The 17,943-nt window shown below is 71.4% G+C and carries 19 protein-coding genes; 14 read left to right on the top strand and 5 right to left on the bottom strand.

Annotation, left to right across the window (positions count from 1 at the left end):
- Positions 1-63 precede the first annotated feature (63 nt).
- The gene (locus tag ACIHFB_RS05620; protein WP_365270520.1) at positions 64-750 is read left to right on the top strand and encodes an alpha/beta fold hydrolase; all 687 of its coding nucleotides are present in this window, start codon (positions 64-66) and stop codon (positions 748-750) included.
- Positions 751-832: 82 nt separating this feature from the next.
- Entirely contained in the window at positions 833-1,522 is a 690-nt protein-coding gene (locus tag ACIHFB_RS05625) for a class I SAM-dependent methyltransferase (protein WP_365270522.1), read from the top strand.
- Here the strand turns inward: ACIHFB_RS05625 and ACIHFB_RS05630 are convergent.
- Both ACIHFB_RS05630 and ACIHFB_RS05635 read right to left on the bottom strand, forming a co-directional pair.
- Positions 1,517-1,891 carry a fic family toxin-antitoxin system, toxin component gene (locus ACIHFB_RS05630; protein WP_365270525.1) on the bottom strand — a complete coding sequence of 125 codons (375 nt, stop codon included), beginning with the start codon at positions 1,889-1,891 and terminating at the stop codon, positions 1,517-1,519. The genes ACIHFB_RS05625 and ACIHFB_RS05630 overlap by 6 nt on opposite strands.
- A 4-nt stretch (positions 1,892-1,895) precedes the next feature.
- Positions 1,896-2,135, bottom strand: a complete 240-nt coding sequence (locus tag ACIHFB_RS05635) for a toxin-antitoxin system HicB family antitoxin (protein WP_400125389.1) — start codon at positions 2,133-2,135, stop codon at positions 1,896-1,898.
- 130 nt (positions 2,136-2,265) lie between these two features.
- On the opposite strand from ACIHFB_RS05635, the gene ACIHFB_RS05640 reads away from it, so the two are divergent.
- From ACIHFB_RS05640 to mug, 9 genes are all read left to right on the top strand, one after another.
- Complete coding sequence (locus ACIHFB_RS05640) at positions 2,266-3,093, top strand: ABC transporter ATP-binding protein (protein WP_365270531.1); 828 nt, start codon at positions 2,266-2,268, stop codon at positions 3,091-3,093.
- Between the two features lie 5 nt (positions 3,094-3,098).
- Positions 3,099-5,666 carry an ABC transporter permease gene (locus ACIHFB_RS05645; RefSeq protein WP_365270534.1) on the top strand — a complete coding sequence of 856 codons (2,568 nt, stop codon included), beginning with the start codon at positions 3,099-3,101 and terminating at the stop codon, positions 5,664-5,666.
- Between the two features lie 46 nt (positions 5,667-5,712).
- A complete protein-coding gene (locus tag ACIHFB_RS05650; protein ID WP_400125392.1) occupies positions 5,713-6,576 on the top strand; it encodes an LLM class F420-dependent oxidoreductase in 864 nt (287 codons plus the stop codon).
- Positions 6,577-6,632: 56 nt separating this feature from the next.
- Positions 6,633-7,058: a GNAT family N-acetyltransferase gene (locus tag ACIHFB_RS05655; protein WP_400125394.1), complete on the top strand. Its 426-nt coding sequence runs from the start codon at positions 6,633-6,635 to the stop codon at positions 7,056-7,058.
- A 152-nt stretch (positions 7,059-7,210) separates the two neighbouring features.
- Complete coding sequence (locus tag ACIHFB_RS05660; RefSeq protein WP_400125396.1) at positions 7,211-8,545, top strand: hemolysin family protein; 1,335 nt, start codon at positions 7,211-7,213, stop codon at positions 8,543-8,545.
- A complete protein-coding gene (locus ACIHFB_RS05665; RefSeq protein ID WP_365270546.1) occupies positions 8,542-9,555 on the top strand; it encodes a hemolysin family protein in 1,014 nt (337 codons plus the stop codon). The genes ACIHFB_RS05660 and ACIHFB_RS05665 overlap by 4 nt, the downstream gene beginning before the upstream one ends.
- 66 nt (positions 9,556-9,621) lie before the next feature.
- The gene (locus tag ACIHFB_RS05670; protein ID WP_400125399.1) at positions 9,622-10,404 is read left to right on the top strand and encodes an SGNH/GDSL hydrolase family protein; all 783 of its coding nucleotides are present in this window, start codon (positions 9,622-9,624) and stop codon (positions 10,402-10,404) included.
- Positions 10,405-10,513: 109 nt separating this feature from the next.
- On the top strand, positions 10,514-11,956 hold the full coding sequence (gene purB, locus ACIHFB_RS05675) for an adenylosuccinate lyase (RefSeq protein WP_400125401.1): 1,443 nt from the start codon (positions 10,514-10,516) through the stop codon (positions 11,954-11,956).
- Positions 11,953-12,498 (top strand): G/U mismatch-specific DNA glycosylase, encoded by a 546-nt coding sequence (mug, locus tag ACIHFB_RS05680; RefSeq protein ID WP_400125615.1) that lies wholly within the window; start codon positions 11,953-11,955, stop codon positions 12,496-12,498. The genes purB and mug overlap by 4 nt, the downstream gene beginning before the upstream one ends.
- Before the next feature lie 4 nt (positions 12,499-12,502).
- Here mug and ACIHFB_RS05685 read toward each other — a convergent pair whose 3' ends face one another.
- The 3 genes from ACIHFB_RS05685 to ACIHFB_RS05695 form a co-directional block, all read right to left on the bottom strand.
- Positions 12,503-12,916 carry a hypothetical protein gene (locus ACIHFB_RS05685; RefSeq protein ID WP_400125403.1) on the bottom strand — a complete coding sequence of 138 codons (414 nt, stop codon included), beginning with the start codon at positions 12,914-12,916 and terminating at the stop codon, positions 12,503-12,505.
- A gap of 105 nt (positions 12,917-13,021) precedes the next feature.
- A complete protein-coding gene (locus tag ACIHFB_RS05690) occupies positions 13,022-13,747 on the bottom strand; it encodes an ABC transporter permease (protein WP_400125405.1) in 726 nt (241 codons plus the stop codon).
- Position 13,748: 1 nt separating this feature from the next.
- Positions 13,749-14,669 carry an ABC transporter ATP-binding protein gene (locus ACIHFB_RS05695; RefSeq protein WP_400125406.1) on the bottom strand — a complete coding sequence of 307 codons (921 nt, stop codon included), beginning with the start codon at positions 14,667-14,669 and terminating at the stop codon, positions 13,749-13,751.
- Between the two features lie 108 nt (positions 14,670-14,777).
- Here ACIHFB_RS05695 and ACIHFB_RS05700 point away from each other — a divergent pair, with 108 nt between their 5' ends.
- From ACIHFB_RS05700 to ACIHFB_RS05710, 3 genes are all read left to right on the top strand, one after another.
- Positions 14,778-15,947, top strand: coding sequence for a sensor histidine kinase (locus ACIHFB_RS05700; RefSeq protein WP_400125407.1), 1,170 nt, complete (start codon positions 14,778-14,780; stop codon positions 15,945-15,947).
- 14 nt (positions 15,948-15,961) lie between these two features.
- Positions 15,962-16,624, top strand: a complete 663-nt coding sequence (locus ACIHFB_RS05705) for a response regulator transcription factor (RefSeq protein WP_365270565.1) — start codon at positions 15,962-15,964, stop codon at positions 16,622-16,624.
- Between the two features lie 100 nt (positions 16,625-16,724).
- Complete coding sequence (locus ACIHFB_RS05710) at positions 16,725-17,882, top strand: ROK family transcriptional regulator (protein ID WP_400125409.1); 1,158 nt, start codon at positions 16,725-16,727, stop codon at positions 17,880-17,882.
- Positions 17,883-17,943 lie beyond the last annotated feature (61 nt).

The raw sequence follows: 17,943 nt of genomic DNA on the forward strand, positions 1-17,943 counted from the left end.
CCGATGCGGCGCGCGTAGACCCGGCCGACACTCCTGACAACCCCACACGTTTCAGGAGGCATCATGCAGCGCCACAAGCGTCGCATCGCCACGGCTGTTTCGGCCGTGACCTCATCGCTCCTTCTGGCACTCTCCCTGTCCGCGACCCCCGCCCGAGCCGCGACCCACGACCCCGTCGTCTTCGTGCACGGCCTCAGCAGTTCGTCGAGCAGCTGGGACGAATGGGCCGGCTACTTCGAGGCCGACGGCTACACCTCCGCCGAACTGGACGCCTGGTCGTACAGCTGGTCCCAGTCCAACGCCACCACCGCGCAGCAGCTGGCCACCGAGATCCGGAACGTCCTCGCGAGAACCGGCGCCACCAAGGTCGACATCGTCACCCACTCCATGGGCGTGCTCAGCTCCCGCTACTACCTCAAGAACCTCGGCGGAACGGCCTACGTCGACGACTTCGTCTCGGTCGCCGGCACGAACCACGGCACGAGCACCGCGGCCTGGTGCGCCTGGCTGTACACCTCGTGCGCCGAGATGAACACCGGCAGCTCCTTCCTGACCTCGCTCAACTCCGGCGACGAGACCCCGGGCAGCGTGGCCTACGCCAGCTACTGGTCGAACTGCGACGAGGCCCTGAACCCGGACAGCACGGCACTTCTGAGCGGCGCCACGAACGTCGGGGTCGGGTGCGTCTCGCACACCGACATGAACAACGACCACGGCGTGTACGAGCAGGTGCGGGACTTCGTCTCCTGACGTACCCGCGAACCGCGGGGGTGCGCGGGGCCCGCACGGGGGACAATCGCGGTAGGGCACTCCGTCCGCCCGGGAGGTCGCCATGCCGCAACGGTCCGTCAACGGCTCCGGCAAGGGGCCGCGGGGTCCCGTGCACCACCCGCTGTTCGCCCGGTACTACGCCCGTGTCAGCGTGAGCTTGGAGACGCGCATGGGCATGGGCGGTGTGCGCGACCGGCTGCTGGCCGGGCTGTCCGGGCGGGTGATCGAGATCGGTGCGGGCAACGGCCTGAACTTCGCGCACTATCCGAGCGCGGTCTCGGAGGTCGTCGCGATCGAACCGGAGCGCACGCTACGGCAGCTGGCGGTGGAGTCCGCCCTGCGCGCCGAGGTGCCCGTGGACGTGGCGCCGGGCGCGGCGGAGGCGCTGCCGGTCAAGAGCGAGGCCTTCGACGCGGTGGTGCTGTCGCTGGTGCTGTGCAGTGTGCGGGACGTGTCGCGCGCCCTCGGCGAGGTGCGGCGGGTGCTGCGGCCGGGCGGTTCCGTGCGCTTCTTCGAACACGGCAAGGGCGGCGGCCGGGCGATGTGCTTCACCCAGCGCGCGCTGGACCGCACGGTGTGGCCACGGCTGAACGGAGGCTGCCATCTGGCCCGGGACCCCATCGCCGCGCTGCGCGCCGCAGGCTTCGAACTCGGCCCCTACCGGCGGATGATGATGCCGGAGAACGGGCCCACGCTGCCGTCCTCGTACTGCGTACTGGGGACGGCCTGGCGGCCCGAAGTCCCCTCATAGGCTCCACTGCCGCAGTTCCTGCGCGATGTCGTGCACCGTGGCCTCGCCGCTCTTCACCAGCCGGGCCAGGTCACGGACCTGCTCCGGAGAGGTGACGACCTTCAGGCCGCTGGCGACGAGGTAGGCGTACGCGACGGCGGAGGCGAACAGGGCGTTGGATCGCTCCAGCGCGGGCACGTGGAGCAGCAGTTGCAGCAGCGAGGCGGCCCGGGCCTGCGGGGTGTCGTAGACGGGGACGTCGAATATCTCGGCCTCATGGCGTGCGACGGCGGCGACGAGCGCGCCCCAGTCGGTGACCTGGGGGTCTCCGGGAGTGTTCTGTTCGGCGAGCATGAGCAGCCAGGCGAGGTCGATTCTGAGGTTGCTCAAGGGATCAGCGGCGACCTTCGCGGGTGCCTTCACGGTCGGCGCCGAACTCGTCGGCGAACACCGACTCGTACTGCTTCATGAAGTCGGCGGCGGCCTCCACGAAGGTGTGGCCGACCTCTCCGGTGTCCTGTCGGACCAGCTCTTCGATGTAGCGGTTGACGCTCATGCCGCGGGCCACGGCACGCTCGCGGGCGGCGCGGGCGGTGCCTTCGTCCACGCGTACGTTCAGCTGGGTCTTGGCCATGCGTCAAAGCTAGCGCCGATGCGCTAGCGGCCGCAAGGGCTCATCCCATGGGTGGAGACCGTCCAGGACCCAAGGGGGATACCGAGTGTGCGCTGGATCACACTAGGCTCGGCCCTGGCAAGGAGCCGCGATGTCCGATATCGAGGAGGCAGCGTTGTCCACATCTGCTGCGGAGCACGTCTCGGCCGACGCGATCGCGGCCCGCGCCCGCGGTCTGACCAAGGCGTACGGTTCGGGCGAGACGACGGTCCTCGCCCTCGACTCGGTGGACGTGGACATCACGCGCGGCCGCTTCACGGCGGTGATGGGGCCCTCCGGCTCCGGAAAGTCCACGCTGATGCACTGCCTCGCAGGGCTCGACACCGTCTCGGCGGGTCAGGTGTGGCTCGGCGACACCGAGATCACGGGGCTCAAGGAGCGGGAGCTGACCCGGCTGCGTCGGGACCGGATCGGGTTCATGTTCCAGTCGTTCAACCTCATCCCGACGCTGAACGCGGCCGAGAACATCACGCTGCCCATGGACATCGCGGGCAAGAAGCCCGACGAGAAGTGGCTGGACCAGGTCATCGACACGCTCGGGCTGCGGGACCGGCTGAAGCACCGGCCGTCGCAGCTGTCCGGCGGCCAGCAGCAGCGCGTGGCCTGCGCCCGTGCGCTCGCCTCCCGCCCCGAGCTGATCTTCGCCGACGAGCCGACCGGCAACCTCGACTCGCGGGCCGGACTCGAGGTGCTGGGCTTCCTGCGGGACGCGGTCGACGACCTCGGACAGACCGTCGTGATGGTCTCGCACGATCCGGGCGCCGCCGCCCACTCCGACCTGGTGCTGTTCCTCGCGGACGGGCGGATCGTGGACGAGATGCGGGAGCCGACGGCGGAGGCGGTGCTGGAGCGGATGAAACGCTTCGACCTGGTCCGCAGCCAGTTCGACGACCCCGCGCCCTCCGCCCAGGAGGACTGACCGACGTGCTGAAGGCGACGCTGAGGAGCTTCCTCGCCCACAAGGGGCGGCTGCTGCTGTCCGCGCTGGCCGTGATCCTTTCCGTGGCGTTCGTCGCGGGCAGCCTGATCTTCTCGGACACCGTCAGCCGTACCTTCGACCGGCTCTTCGCCTCGACCGCGGCCGATGTCACGGTCAGCCCGAAGGAGAACCTCGACGAGGCGCTGCCGTCCGGCTTCACCCCCACCCTGCCGGCCTCCCTCGCGGACCGCGCGGGCCGGGTCGAGGGCGCCGAGTCGGCCCGTGCCGACGTCGACGTCGAGGGCATCACCGTCGCCGACGAGGACAACAAGTCGGTGGGCCCGACCACCGGCGCCCCCACGATCGGCACCGACTGGAACCCGACCGACCGCAGCCCCGTCGAGCTGACCTCCGGTCACGCTCCCCGGGGGCCGGACCAGGTCCTGCTCGACGCGGACACCGCCGACAGCAAGGACGTGGCGATCGGCGACACGCTCACCATCATCGCCGCGCCCGGCTCCTTCAAGGCCGAGGTCGTGGGCATCGCCACGTTCACCACCACCAACCCCGGTGCCGCGCTGGTCTTCTTCGACACCGAGACCGCGCAGACCAAGCTGCTGGGCGACCCGGACGCCGCCACCAGCATCTCCGTCGACGCCGCGGACGGCGTCAGCGACCCGCAGCTCAAGCAGCGCGTGGCCGCCGCGCTGGGCGCCGACACCTTCGACTTCCGGACCGCCGACGAACAGGCCCAGTCGGACGTCGAGCAGCTGGGCGGATTCCTCGACGTCATCAAGTACGTGATGCTCGGCTTCGCCGGTATCGCCGTCCTCGTCGGTGTGTTCCTGATCGTCAACACCTTCTCGATGCTGATCGCGCAGCGCACCCGCGAGTTGGGGCTGCTGCGGGCACTGGGCGCCGAACGCCGCCAGGTCCGCCGCTCGGTCCTCACCGAGGCGCTGCTGCTCGGCCTGGTCGGCTCCACGCTGGGCCTCGCCACGGGCATCGGGCTCGCCATCGGGCTCATCGAGCTGATGGGCCTGCTCGGCATGAACATCAGGTCCGCCGACATGGTCGTCGGCTGGGCGACACCCGTCTCGGCCTACGTCGTCGGCCTCGGCGTCACCTTCGTGGCGGCCTACCTCCCAGCGAGGCGCGCGGCAGGCGTATCGCCGATGGCGGCGCTCGCGGACGCCGAGATCGCCGACGTGGGCCGGCCGCTGCGGATGCGCGCGGTGGTGGGCACGGTCGTCGGGGCGCTGGGCGCGGCGGCGCTGGTCGGCTGTGTCACCTCCTCGGAGACGTCGACGGCGGCCTCCCTGCTCGGCCTCGGCGTCGTCCTGACGCTCATCGCGACGGTCATCGCGGGCCCGCTGCTGGTCCGGCCGGTGATCCGCGTCCTGGGCGGGGCCTTCCCTGCGCTGTTCGGTTCGATCGGCCGGATGAGCCAGCGCAACGCCCTGCGCAACCCCCGCCGTACCGGGGCCACCGCGGCCGCCCTGATGGTCGGGCTCGCCCTGGTCGGCGGGATGTCGGTGGCGAGCGCCTCCATGACCAAGTCCTTCGACGACCAGATCGACAAGACGCTCGGCGCCGACTTCGTCGTGCAGAACAGCAACTTCGTGCCGTTCCCGCAGGAGGTCACCGACGCGGTGCGCGGCACGGAGGGAGTGGGCCTGGTCGTGCGCATGCGGCTCACGCCGGTCGCGGCCACCCTGCCGGACGGCGACCGCGTCGAGACGACCGCCGCGGGCTACGACCCGAAGCTCGACGACGTCGCCAACATCACGTACGCGCAGGGGGACTCGGCGGCCGCGCTGGCGGGCGGGCGTCTCGCCATGGACCTGGACTTCGCGCGGGACCACGGTGCGCGCGTCGGGAGCACGGTCTCGGTCGAGTTCCAGGGCGGACGCACGGCCGACCTGACGGTGGGCGCGCTGACCGACCAGGACACCGCCGAGGGGTTCGGGGCACAGGGCGGGCTGTACTTCGGCATGGGCACGCTGGAGCGGTACACGCCCGGCAGGCAGGACTCGGCCGTGGACGTGAACTCCTCCCCCGGCACCAGCGCCGACGACCTGCGCGCGAACCTGGAGGACACCCTCGAGCCGTATCCGCAGGTGGACGTCCGGGACATCGCCGACTACAAGGAGCTGATCCACGACCAGATCGCCGTCCTGCTCTATCTCGTGTACGCGCTGCTCGGGCTCGCGATCATCATCGCGGTGCTCGGCGTGGTCAACACCCTTGCCCTGTCGGTCGTCGAGCGGACCCGCGAGATCGGTCTGCTGCGGGCCATCGGGCTCGCCCGGCGCCAACTGCGCCGCATGATCCGGCTGGAGTCGGTGGTGATCGCGGTGTTCGGCGCCGTGCTGGGGCTCGCGCTGGGGCTGGTGTGGGGCGTGTGCATACAGCAGGTTCTGGCGCTTCAGGGCATGAAGGCGTTCGCGATCCCGTGGAGCACGCTCATCGCGGTGGTGATCGGCTCGGCGGTCGTGGGTGTGGTGGCGGCCCTGCTGCCGGCGTTGCGTGCCTCGCGCATGAATGTGCTGGCGGCCATCGCCCACGAGTGATGGAATCGCGGCACGTACTCAAGTCGCTTTCAGCTGAGGAGAGTTCATGCCGCGCCCGTTCCGCTTCGGCGTCAGTCTGATCACCCCGGCGCCCGCCGCGGAGTGGCGCGCCAGATGCCGACGGGCCGAGGAGCTCGGCTACGACGTGATCCTGGTCCCGGACCACCTCGGCATGGTCGCGCCGTTCCCGGCGCTCGTGGCGGCCGCCGAGGCGACCGAACGGCCCCGGCTGGGCACCTTCGTGCTCAACGCGGGCTTCTGGAATCCGACGTTGCTCGCCCGCGAGGTGGCCACGACGAACGCGTTGACCGGCGGACGCCTGGAACTCGGGCTCGGCACCGGCTACGTCCAGGCGGAGCACGACGCGGCCGGGCTGCCGTACGGAACGCCACGCGCGCGTGTCGACCATCTCCAGCACACGGTCGAGGAGTTGGACCGGCTGCTCGACCCGGCGGAACGGGTGCCGTTGATGATCGGCGGCAACGGAGACCGCATGATGCGGCTCACCGCCGAGCACGCGGACATCGCCGCCTTCACGGCCGCGCGTGCGGTGCCCGGGACCAGGACGGGGCAGCTGCTGCCGATCCCGCCCGAGGAACTCGACGAGCGCGTGTCCCTGTACCGGCGGCTGGCCGAGGGCCGCAAGGAGCCCGCCGAGCTGAATCTGCTCGTCCAGATGGTGACCGTCACTGAGGACCGCGAGGCCGCCGTCCGGCCTCTGGTGGAACGGGTGCCGGGCGCGACCGTGGAGCTGGCACTCGACCTGCCCCTCCTCCTGGTGGGCACCCTGGAGCAGATCACCGCGCAGGTGCGGGCGCAGCGCGAGCGGTACGGCTTCTCGTATCTGACCGTCCTGGAGCCGTACATGGAGGCGTTCGCGCCGGTGATCGAGGCGTTGCGGGCCGAGTAGCCGTCCGGATGCTGGAATGTCGTGTCCCGTCCGATCGCGGGTGATGGGATCACACCATGACTGATCTGCGGATACGGCCCGCCGGGCCCGACGACCTCGACACCGTGCTGGCCTTCTGGAAGACGGCCGCCGAGGGCACGAGCATCAGCGACGACCGAAGCGGCGTCGAGCGGCTCGTCGCCCGTGACCCGGAAGCGCTGATCCTGGCCGAGCTGGACGGCGAGCTGGTTGGCACGGTGATCGCCGGCTTCGACGGCTGGCGGTGCCATCTGTACCGGCTGGCGGTGCATCCTGACCGTCGACGGCAGGGCATCGGTGCGGCGCTGCTGGCCGCCGCGGAGGAGCGATTCGTACGGCTCGGCGGGCGCCGTGGGGATGCGATGGTGCTGCGGCGCAACGAGACCGCACATCATGCCTGGCGCGCGGCGGGGTACGAGCCCCAGGAGCAGTGGCGGCGGTGGGTCAAGCCCTTCGGGGGGTAGGGTCGCGGGGCATTTTTGCTGACCCTTTACCCTGGAGGACCACTTCGGTTCTCCAAGGAAAGGTGTGAGCGTCCGCCCATGGGCGAGCCTCCCAGTACACGACATCGCGCGATCCTCCCCGCCCTGCCCGATCATGGGACGGAGGTGACCCGATGACCGAAGTGCTCCTTCTTCTGGTGGCGATCCTGCTGTCGCTCGCGTGCGGTGCCTTCGTCGCCGCGGAGTTCTCCCTCACCACGGTCGAGCGCGGCGACCTCGAACGTGCCGCGGAGCGCGGCGAGCGGGGCGCCGCCGGGGCGTTGAAGGCCGTACGGAGCCTGACCTTCCAGCTCTCGGGGGCACAGCTCGGCATCACGGTCACCAATCTGGTCGTCGGTATGCTCGCCGAGCCGTCGATCGCCGCGCTGATCGCGGGCCCGCTCGAGTCGATGGGCATCTCCGGCTCCACGGCCTCCTCGGTGGCGCTGGTGCTGGGTACGGCCCTGTCGACCGTGGTCCTGATGGTCGTAGGCGAACTGGTCCCGAAGAACTGGGCGATCTCCTCGCCGCTGGCCGTGGCCAAGCGGGTGGGCAACGCCCAGCGCTGGTTCAGCGCCGCCTTCCGGCCCTTCATCACCCACCTCAACAACACGGCCAACCGGATCGTGCGCCTCTTCGGCGTGGAGCCCGCCGAGGAGCTGGCCTCCGCGCGCGGACCGCAGGAGCTGGCGGCGCTGGCCCGGCACTCCGCCCGGGAGGGCGCCCTGGAGGCGGACACCGCCGAGCTGTTCGTCCGGACCCTGAACCTCGCCGACCTGACGGCGGAGAACGTGATGACGCCCCGCGTGCAGGTCTTCGCCCTCGACGTCCAGGCGACCTGCGAGGACGTGGCGAACGCGACCCGGGCGACCGGCCTGTCCCGGTTCCCGGTCTTCCGCGGCAACCTCGACTCGGTCGTGGGCACCGCGCACATCAAGGACGTGCTGGCTGTGCCCGCGGACCGCCGGGCGCGCGTCCGGGTCGCGGAACTCATGCGCGAGCCGCTGCTCGTGCCCGAGTCGCTGACCGTCGACCGGCTGCTGGACCGCCTCTCCGGCAAGCGCACGATGGCCGTCGTCATCGACGAGTACGGCGGTACGGCGGGCGTGGCCACGCTGGAGGACATCGTCGAGGAGGTCGTCGGCGAGGTGCGGGACGAGCACGACCCGCACGAGACGCCCGACCTCGCCGGAGCGGGCAGTGACGACGACGGCCGTGCGCTGTTCTCGGCGGACGGCGCCGCCCGCACGGACCAGCTCGCGCGCGTCGGACTGAGGGTGCCCGAGGGGCCGTACGAGACGCTGGCCGGTCTCGTCGCCCACGAGCTCGGCCGTATCCCCGCCGTCGGCGACCGTGTCGAGGTCGTGGGCTGGCGGCTGGACGTGGTCGACGCGTCGGGCCGCAGGGCCGCGCGCCTGCTGCTGCACGCGCCGCTGAACGACCCGAGCGAGGGGGAGACCGCACGATGACCGCCGTACAGCTTCTGATCGGTTTCGCGACCCTGGTCGTCAACGCCTTCTTCGTGGGCGCCGAGTTCGCGCTGATCTCCGTACGCCGCAGCCAGATCGAGCCGCACGCGGAGCAGGGCGACCGGCGGGCGAAGAGCGTGCTGTGGGCTCTGGAGCACGTGTCCGCGCTGATGGCGGCGGCACAGCTCGGCATCACCCTGTGCACGCTGGTCCTGGGTATCGTCGCGGAGCCGGCGATCGCACATCTGCTGGAGCCCGTGTTCCATGCGATCGGTGTGCCGACCGGTGCGGGGCACGCGGTGTCCTTCGTGATCGCGCTGGCCCTGGCGACGTATCTGCACATGCTGCTCGGCGAGATGGTGCCGAAGAACATCGCGCTGGCCGAGCCGGTGCGCAGCGCGCTGGTGCTCGGCCCGCCGCTGGTCGCCCTGTCGCGGGCGCTGCGCCCGGTGATCTTCACGATCAACGCCTTCGCGAACGGTCTGCTGAAGCTGCTGCGCGTGGAGACCAAGGACGAGGTGGCAGCGACTTTCTCGGACGCCGAGCTGGCCCGAATCGTCCGGGACTCCGGAGAGGCCGGCCTCATCGACGACCGGGCTCGGGAGCGGCTGCACGACGCGCTGGAACTGGGCCGCCGGCCCGTCCACGATGTCGTGCTGCCGCTGGAGAGCGTCGTCTACGCGCGCGTGGGCGTCACGCCGGAGCAGTTGGAGGGGCTGTCGGCCGAGTCCGGGTTCTCACGCTTCCCCGTGGTGGACGAGGGGCGGCGCATCGTCGGATATCTGCACGTGAAGGACGCGCTGGACAAGCTGCCGCGGGACCTGCCGTTCGAGGTGCGGGAGATGCGGCCCATCGCGCGCGTGCGGGCCGGCACACCCCTGGACGACGTACTCACGGCGATGCGGCGCAGTCGTACGCATCTCGCCGCCGTGCTGGGCGAGGACGGACTGCTGGCCGGGCTGGTGACCATGGAGGACGTGCTGCGGGAGCTGTTCGGGCAGCGGACCTGACCGGCCCGGAGGGGAGACGGGCCGACGTACCGGCGGGTATGGAAGCGGGTTACCATCTGTGTCGCCATGCAGAAGAACCCCACATTCACCAGTTTGGTCGCGGTCGGCGACTCCTTCACCGAGGGCATGTCGGACCTGCTGCCGGACGGCTCCTACCGCGGCTGGGCGGACCTCCTCGCCGGGAGGATGGCCGCCCGCACGCCCGGATTCCGGTATGCCAACCTCGCGGTGCGCGGCAAGCTGATCGCGCAGATCGTCGAGGAGCAGGTGCCGGTGGCCGTCGCCATGCAGCCCGACGTGATCACGCTGGTGGGCGGGCTCAACGACACGCTCCGCCCCAAGTGCGACATGGGGCGGGTGCGCGATCTGCTGACGGAGGCCGTGGAGCGGTTGGCCCCCGCCTGCAAGCAGCTGGTGCTGATGCGCAGCCCGGGCCGTCAGGGTCCGGTGCTGGAACGGTTCCGGCCGCGCATGGAGGAGCTGTTCTCCTGCGTCGACGACCTCGCCGCGCTGCACGGCGCGGTGGTCGTCGACCTGTACGGCGCCCCTTCGCTGAGCGACCCGCGCCAGTGGGACGTGGACCGGCTGCACCTCACCGCCGAGGGGCATCGACGCGTCGCGGAGGCGGTGTGGCAGGCGCTCGGCCACGAGCCGGAGGACACCGAGTGGCGCATGCCGATGCCGGCCACCGCACCGCCGGCGTGGGTCGCGCGCCGCGTCGGGGACGCGCGTTTCGCCCGGCAGTACCTGCTGCCCTGGATCGGCCGCCGGCTGACCGGCCGCTCATCCGGCGACGGCCTGCCCCCGAAGCGCCCCGACCTGCTGCCGTACGAGGGTCCGTCGGCGTGACGCCGGGTGCCGAGGCGGCGCCTTGCGCACCGGGGGCCGGGCTTTCGTAGGTTCCGCCAAACCGCCCGGTGGCGCTGGCCTGCACAAACCGCCAGTAGAATCCGTTTACGTGACTTCAGCGCCCGCCAAGCCCCGCATCCCGAACGTCCTCGCCGGACGCTACGCCTCCCACGAGCTCGCCACGCTCTGGTCCCCCGAGCAGAAGGTGAAGCTGGAGCGTCAGCTCTGGCTTGCCGTGCTGCGGGCCCAGAAGGACCTCGGGATCGAGGTGCCGGACGCGGCGATCGCCGACTACGACCGTGTTCTCGACCAGGTCGACCTGGCTTCCATCGCCGAACGCGAGAAGGTCACGCGGCACGATGTGAAGGCGCGGATCGAGGAGTTCAACGACCTCGCCGGGCATGAGCACGTGCACAAGGGCATGACCTCCCGCGACCTCACGGAGAACGTCGAGCAGCTCCAGATCCGGCTCTCCCTGGAGCTGATGCGCGACCGTACGGTGGCCGTGCTGGCCCGCCTCGGCAAGCTCGCCGGCGAGTACGGCGAGCTGGTCATGGCCGGCCGCTCGCACAACGTGGCCGCGCAGGCCACCACCCTCGGCAAGCGGTTCGCGACCGCCGCGGACGAGCTGCTCGTGGCGTACGGCCGGGTCGAGGAACTGCTCGGTCGCTATCCGCTGCGCGGCATCAAGGGCCCGGTCGGTACGGCGCAGGACATGCTGGACCTGCTGGGCGGGGACGCCGCGAAGCTGGCCGAGCTGGAGGGGCGGATCGCGCGGCACCTGGGCTTCTCGGAGGCGTTCACGTCGGTCGGCCAGGTCTACCCGCGCTCCCTGGACTACGAGGTCGTGACCGCGCTGGTGCAGCTGGCGGCGGCGCCGTCGTCGCTGGCGAAGACGATCCGGTTGATGGCCGGGCACGAGCTGGTGACCGAGGGCTTCAAGCCGGGCCAGGTCGGCTCGTCCGCGATGCCGCACAAGATGAACACCCGCTCCTGCGAGCGCGTCAACGGCCTGATGGTCATCCTGCGCGGCTACGCCTCGATGACCGGCGAGCTCGCGGGCGACCAGTGGAACGAGGGCGACGTGTCCTGCTCGGTGGTGCGCCGGGTCGCGCTGCCGGACGCGTTCTTCGCCCTGGACGGTCTGCTGGAGACGTTCCTGACCGTGCTGGACGAGTTCGGCGCCTTCCCGGCCGTGGTGGCCCGTGAGCTGGACCGCTATCTGCCGTTCCTCGCCACCACGAAGGTGCTGATGGGCGCGGTGCGGGCGGGCGTGGGCCGTGAGGTCGCGCACGAGGCGATCAAGGAGAACGCCGTCGCCTCCGCGCTGGCGATGCGTGAGCAGGGCGCCGAGCGCAACGAACTCCTCGACAAGCTCGCCGCGGACGAGCGCATTCCGCTGAACCGTGCCCAGCTCGACGATCTGATGGCCGACAAGCTGTCCTTCACCGGCGCCGCGGCCGCCCAGGTCGCCGCCGTCGTCGGCCGCATCGAGGAGATCGTGAAGCAGCACCCGGAGGCCGCGGGCTACACCCCCGGAGCGATCCTCTGACGCGCTTCACCGCCGAGGAGTTGGAGGCCGCCCGCGACCGTCTCGTACCGGACGTGATCGCGGACGGCCTCCGCGTGCTGTTCTGCGGTATCAACCCCGGTCTGATGACGGCGGCGACGGGCCATCACTTCGCCCGGCCCGGCAATCGCTTCTGGCCGGTGCTGCATCTGTCCGGGTTCACGCCTCGGCTGATGAAGCCGTCGCAGCAGGGGGAGTTGCTGTCGCACGGCCTTGGCATCACGAATGTCGTGGCGCGCGCGACGGCCAGGGCGGACGAGTTGAGCGCCGAGGAGTACCGCGAGGGCGGGCGGCTGCTGGCGACGAAGGTGGCGGACGTACGGCCGCGCTGGCTGGCCGTGGTGGGTGTGACCGCGTACCGGGCCGCCTTCGACGACCGCAAGGCTCAAGTGGGGCCGCAGGAGCGGACGATCGCCGATACGCGCGTGTGGGTGCTGCCCAATCCGAGCGGGCTGAACGCGCACTGGACGGCGGCGACGATGGCGGCGGAGTTCGGGCGGTTGCGGGTCGCAGCCGACGCCTGAGCGGTCACCGCGGGTTCAGGTCCGTGACGACGACGAACGGCTGAGGCCGGTTCTCGTCCTCGCGGTCGGCGACCGCCACGGTGATCGAACGACCCGTGCCGTTCGCTTGCCAGGTACACAGGTCGGATGCCTGGGCGTTGAGCGTCGCCCACGGCTCGGCCAAGTGCTCACCTCGTGCGAGGCGTTCGCCGAGCGTCACGGTCCCCCACCGCGACGGCTCTCCCCACCGCTCGGTCAAACGCTCGCCGATGCCGGTCTCGTAGGCGTAGCAGTCTTCCGCGCCCGGCCAGTCATCGGGCCCTAACCTGGCTATGTGATACCCGGGTCCGCCCCTGCCGACGTCCGTGCCGCCGTGCTCCGCGGGGAAGTCCAGGGTGCACAGCAGGTCGATCAGGGCGAGGTCCTTCGCGATGTCCATGTGATCCAGTATTCCCGCCGCCACTGACAATTGGCGTGGCGTCAGACGCCTCCCGGGTCGGGCGTCCCGCGCCCTACTGGGTCAGGCATCCCGCGCCCTTCCGGGTCAGGCGTCCCGGCGTCGCACACTCCACGCTCCCGCCCCCACCGCGGCGGCCGTCCAGAGCGCGGTCACCGCGAGGCCCGTCCACGGACCCAGGGTCCCGTCATGCGTCTGATACAGGACCACCTGCCCGGCCCTGTCCGGCAGGAAGTCGGTGAGCCCGCCGGCCGCGTCGCCGATCACGAAGGAGACGACGAGGATGAACGGGATCAGCACGGACAGGGCGCCCACCCCACTGCGCAGCACCGCCGTGAGCCCGGCCGCGAGCAGCGCCATGAGCATGAGATAGATCCCGGCGCCCACGACGCCCCGCACCTGCTCGCCCGCCGTCAGCCCGCTCGCCGCGTCGCCGAGTCCCGCCCGTGCGACGACCAGGGCGGCGCAGGCGGTGACCAGCCCCACCACGAGGGTCGGTACGGCGATCACTGCCAGCTTGCCCGCGAACCACCGCCCGCGCCGGGGCACCGCCGCCAGCGAGAGCCGGAGTCCACCCCCGTGGAACTCCGACGACACCGCCATGGCCCCGAAGGCGATGGCGGCGATCTGACCGGGCGCGACACCGGACAGCGCCATGAACAGCGGGTCGAACTCCGGGTCGGACGTCTCGGAGACACCGGCGATCGCGGAGAACGCCGTGGTCGCGACGGACAGGGCGAGGAGCGCTCCGCAGAGGGAGCGGAGTGTACGGATCTTCAGCCACTCGGAGTGGAGCACGGGTGCGAACGACATGTCAGGCCTCCTGCGGCTGGGCGGTGAACTCGGTCTCGGACGCGGTGAGATCGAGATAGGCCTGTTCCAAGGTGCCCTCCTCCGTGCTCAGTTCGAGGATCGGTACGCCCGCGGCCGACGCGAGGCGGCCGATGTCGTCCACGCGTGCGTGGGGCACCGTCCAATGCCCGTCCTCGTGCTCGACGGCGTCGTGGCCATGCCCGGCGAGGGCCCTCTTGAGCGCGATGGCGTCCGTCGTACGGATGCGCACACTGGGCTGCACGCGTGCGTGGATGAACTCCCGCATCGGGGTGTCGGCCAGCAGTCGGCCCCGTCCGAGGACCACGAGGTGGTCGGCGAAGGAGGCGGTCTCGTTCATCAGATGGCTGGAGACCAGGACCGCCCGCCCCTCCTCGGCGAGCCGGCGCAGCAACCGGCGGATCCAGATGATGCCTTCGGGGTCGAGGCCGTTCGAGGGCTCGTCGAGCATCACGACCTGCGGGTCGCCGAGCAGGGCGGCGGCGATGCCCAGCCGCTGGCGCATACCCAGGGAGTACGTCTTCACCCGGCGGCGCGCCACCGACGCGAGCCCGGTCTCCTCCAACAGCTCGTCGACGCGGCTGGACGGAATGCGGTTGCTCGCCGCCAGGGTGCGCAGATGGTCTCGGCCGGTACGGGAGCCGTGCGCGGCGTCCGCGTCGAGCAGAGCGCCCACATGGCGCAGGGGTTCGCGGAGAGCGGCGTAGGCGCGGCCACCGACGGTGGCCGTCCCGGAGGTCGGGCGGTCCAGGCCGAGCACCAGCCGCATGGTGGTGGACTTTCCGGCGCCGTTGGGGCCGAGGAAGCCGGTGACGCGGCCGGGGAGGACAGAGAAGGTGAGGTGGTCCACGGCTCGTCGGGGGCCGAACTCCTTGGTGAGGTCCTGGACTTCGATGCTGGTCATGGCGCCAGCCTTGCGGTCGGGCAGGGGCCGGGTCCTCCCCCGCCGGTGGAGATCGTCTCCCCCGCTCGGGGGAGGGCCGTTGTCAGTGGTGGCTGGCACGATGACGGAATGGTCCGCATTCTGCGCCCGTTCGCTCGGGCGGTGACGTACACACGGTGGCTGCATCTGTTCATGGCCGTCGTGTGGCCGGCCATGTGGTGGTACATCTTCGACGAGTTCCTGGCGTGGAGCACCGCGATCGTGCTGCTCGCCTGCGCGGGGCTGGTGCCGGCGATGCGCACCGTCGAGGGGTTCCAGGCCCGGCTGTTACTGCTCGCGCACGGGGACGACAGCGGGGACACGGAGATCGTCACCGCACCGTCCAGCACGTGGGGCGACCGCGGACGGACATCGCTGTGGCTCGAGTTCCGGCTGTTTCTGGGCTGCGGGGTCGGTTTCCTGACCGTCCATCTCCCCATGCTCGCCGAGGACTTGGCGCGCACGGCCCAGGGAGGCAGCCCGGACAGGGCGACGTTCATCCAGGTGCCGGGCCACCACTGGTGGTACGCCCTGCTCGCGCCCCTCCCCGTGATCGCACTGGCCGCCGTCGTCGTCGGCGCCGGAGCGCTGATCACCGTGATGGCCCGTCGTCTCCTCGGCCCCTCACCCGCAGAACGCCTCGCCGCCATGGAGGAGCGCACGGAACGACTCCTGGAGCGCACCCGGATCGCCCGCGAACTGCACGACTCCATCGGCCACGCCCTCACCGTCGCCGTCGTCCAGGCGGGCGCCGCACGCGCTGCCGGCGACCCCGCGTTCACCGACCGGGCCCTCGACGCCATCGAGGAGACCGGCCGCGCCGCCCTGGAGGACCTGGAGCGCGTCCTCGGCATCCTGCGCGAGTCGGACCGGCCGGTGAGCAGTCGGCCGACCCTCATCGACGCCGACCGGCTGCTGGAGTCTGCCCGCGCCTCCGGGGCGAAGGTCGACGCCGAGCTGACCGGCGCCGTGGACACCCTGCCGGGCCCGGTCTCCCGAGAGGGCTACCGCATCCTCCAGGAGTCGCTGACCAATGTGCTGCGGCACGCGGGCGCCGTTCCCGTCCGGGTCCGCATCGCCGTCGCGGAGGGCACCCTCGGCCTGGAGGTCCGCAATCCGCTGACCGCCGAGATACCCGGCCCGGGCCGGGGCAGCGGACTGCGCGGCATACGCGAGCGGGCGGCGCTGCTCGGCGGGAGCGCACAAACCGGCCCGGACCAAGGTGACTGGCAGGTGCATGTGGAACTGCCCCTGCGCTGATCTAGGCTGGTCGGATGCCGGTCACCGTTCTCCTCGTCGACGACGAACCCCTCGTCCGCGCGGGTCTGCGGGCCGTGTTGGAGGCGCAGCCCGACATCGAGGTGGTCGGCGAGGCGGCCGACGGGGCGGCGGTGATCCCGCTGGTTCGGCAACTGCGGCCGGACGTGGTCGCCATGGACGTACGGATGCCGCTGCTGGACGGTATCGAGGCCACGCGCGCGGTGCTGCGGTCGATGGACGAGCCGCCGAAGATCCTCGTCGTGACGACCTTCGAGAACGACGAATACGTGTACGAGGCGCTGCGTGCCGGTGCCGACGGGTTCCTGCTGAAGCGGGCCCGGCCCGCCGAGATCGTGCACGCGGTGCGACTGGTCGCCGAGGGCGAGTCGCTGCTGTTCCCGGCCTCCGTGCGGCAACTCGCCGCCGAGTACGGCGACGACGGCGGGAACCGCGCGGCCCGCGCCGTGATGGAGCGGGCCCAGTTGACCGAGCGCGAGGCCGAGGTGCTGCGGCTGATGGCCCGCGGGCTGTCGAACGCGGAGATCGCCGCCCGGCTGGTGGTCGGCACGGAGACGGTCAAGTCGCATGTCAGCGCCGTGCTGGCGAAGCTGGGGGCGCGCGATCGCACCCAGGCGGTGATCGCGGCGTACGAGTCGGGGTTCGTCGAGCCGGGATGATTCCGCCGCTGCCGCAGATCAGTGGGTGCCCGGCACTCGCCGGGGTGCGGTGTGCCGAGTACGATCCGGCCAACACGCGCACGAGCTGGGAGGACGGACGTTGGGGCAGCTGACCGGCGGGGATCCCTCGCTGCTGCGAAGGATCAATTCCGCGGTGGTGCTGCATGCGCTGCGTGCCGCGGACTGCGCGACGCTGACCGAGATCACCCGGGTGACCGGACTGTCCCGGCCGACCGTCGAGGGCGTCGTCGAGGGACTCATCGAGGCGGGGTTCGTCGTCGAGAAGGCGGCCGACGAGAGTGTCGCCCGGCGCCAGGGGCGGCCGGCACGGCGCTTCAGGTTCCGGGCCGAGGCCGGTCATCTGCTGGGGCTGGAGATCGGGGCGCACCGCGTCGCCGCGCAGCTGGCCGACCTCGACGGCCGGGTGCTGGGCGCCATCGCCAAGGACGTGGACGAGACGGCTCCGGCTGACGAGCGGCTGGAGCGGCTGCGCTCAGCGGTCGCCGAGCTTCTGCGCCGGGCCGGCGTCGCGCGCAGCTCGCTGCGGGCCGTCGGGGTCGCCACGCCCGGAATCGTCGAGGCGGACGGCACCGTACGACTGGGCACCGCACTGCCCGAGTGGACGGGGCTGCACCTGGGCGAGCGGCTGAGCCGTTCCTTCAAGTGCCCCGTCCTGGTCGAGAACGACGCCAACGCCGCCGCGGTCGCCGAGCACTGGAAGGGCGCCGCGATCGAGTCCGACGACGTCGTGTTCGTCCTGGCCGGGCTCAGCCCGGGTGCCGGGTCGCTGATCGGCGGACGGCTGCACCGCGGGTACGGCGGGGCGGCGGGAGAGATCGGCGCCCTGCATCTGCTGGGCCGCGAGGTGACTCCGGAGACCCTGCTGTCGACCACCGACGAGCCGTTGCATCCGCTGGACGAGCGAGCGGTGGCCAAGGTGTTCGCGCAGGCACGCGAGGGCGACGAGCGGGCCCGTGCGGCCGTCGACCGCTTCATCCAGCGCCTCGTCCACGACGTGGCCGCGCTCGTCCTGGCCCTCGACCCGGAGCTGGTCGTCATCGGCGGCTGGGCGGCCGGACTGGACGGCGTACTGGAGCCGCTGCGCCGCGAACTGGCGCGCTACTGTCTGCGGCCGCCGAACGTGACGCTGTCCCTCCTCGGCGAGGCGGCCGTGACGACGGGCGCCCTGCGACTCGCCCTGGACCATGTGGAGGAGCAGCTTTTCGCGGTGGAAGGCACGGTGACGGCCCGCCGCTGACCTGCGATGCGCGGGAAACGCGACGCGCCCCGGAGGAGTTCCGGGGCGCGTTCACAAGGTC

It is taken from the genome of Streptomyces sp. NPDC051963 (genome assembly GCF_044593495.1).
Taxonomy (GTDB): Bacteria; Actinomycetota; Actinomycetes; order Streptomycetales; family Streptomycetaceae; genus Streptomyces.

Bases quoted from the DNA above. Each gene is read 5' to 3' on its own strand.
- ACIHFB_RS05685 (WP_400125403.1), bottom strand. From the start codon at position 12,916: ATGGACATCGCGAAGGACCTCGCCCTGATCGACCTGCTGTGCACCCTG.
- ACIHFB_RS05690 (WP_400125405.1), bottom strand. From the start codon at position 13,747: ATGTCGTTCGCACCCGTGCTCCACTCCGAGTGGCTGAAGATCCGTACA.
- ACIHFB_RS05640 (WP_365270531.1), top strand. From the start codon at position 2,266: ATGTCCGATATCGAGGAGGCAGCGTTGTCCACATCTGCTGCGGAGCAC.
- ACIHFB_RS05655 (WP_400125394.1), top strand. From the start codon at position 6,633: ATGACTGATCTGCGGATACGGCCCGCCGGGCCCGACGACCTCGACACC.
- ACIHFB_RS05670 (WP_400125399.1), top strand. From the start codon at position 9,622: ATGCAGAAGAACCCCACATTCACCAGTTTGGTCGCGGTCGGCGACTCC.
- ACIHFB_RS05705 (WP_365270565.1), top strand. From the start codon at position 15,962: ATGCCGGTCACCGTTCTCCTCGTCGACGACGAACCCCTCGTCCGCGCG.
- ACIHFB_RS05660 (WP_400125396.1), top strand. From the start codon at position 7,211: ATGACCGAAGTGCTCCTTCTTCTGGTGGCGATCCTGCTGTCGCTCGCG.
- ACIHFB_RS05700 (WP_400125407.1), top strand. From the start codon at position 14,778: ATGGTCCGCATTCTGCGCCCGTTCGCTCGGGCGGTGACGTACACACGG.
- ACIHFB_RS05635 (WP_400125389.1), bottom strand. From the start codon at position 2,135: ATGGCCAAGACCCAGCTGAACGTACGCGTGGACGAAGGCACCGCCCGC.
- ACIHFB_RS05665 (WP_365270546.1), top strand. From the start codon at position 8,542: ATGACCGCCGTACAGCTTCTGATCGGTTTCGCGACCCTGGTCGTCAAC.
- ACIHFB_RS05695 (WP_400125406.1), bottom strand. From the start codon at position 14,669: ATGACCAGCATCGAAGTCCAGGACCTCACCAAGGAGTTCGGCCCCCGA.
- ACIHFB_RS05620 (WP_365270520.1), top strand. From the start codon at position 64: ATGCAGCGCCACAAGCGTCGCATCGCCACGGCTGTTTCGGCCGTGACC.
- ACIHFB_RS05650 (WP_400125392.1), top strand. From the start codon at position 5,713: ATGCCGCGCCCGTTCCGCTTCGGCGTCAGTCTGATCACCCCGGCGCCC.
- ACIHFB_RS05625 (WP_365270522.1), top strand. From the start codon at position 833: ATGCCGCAACGGTCCGTCAACGGCTCCGGCAAGGGGCCGCGGGGTCCC.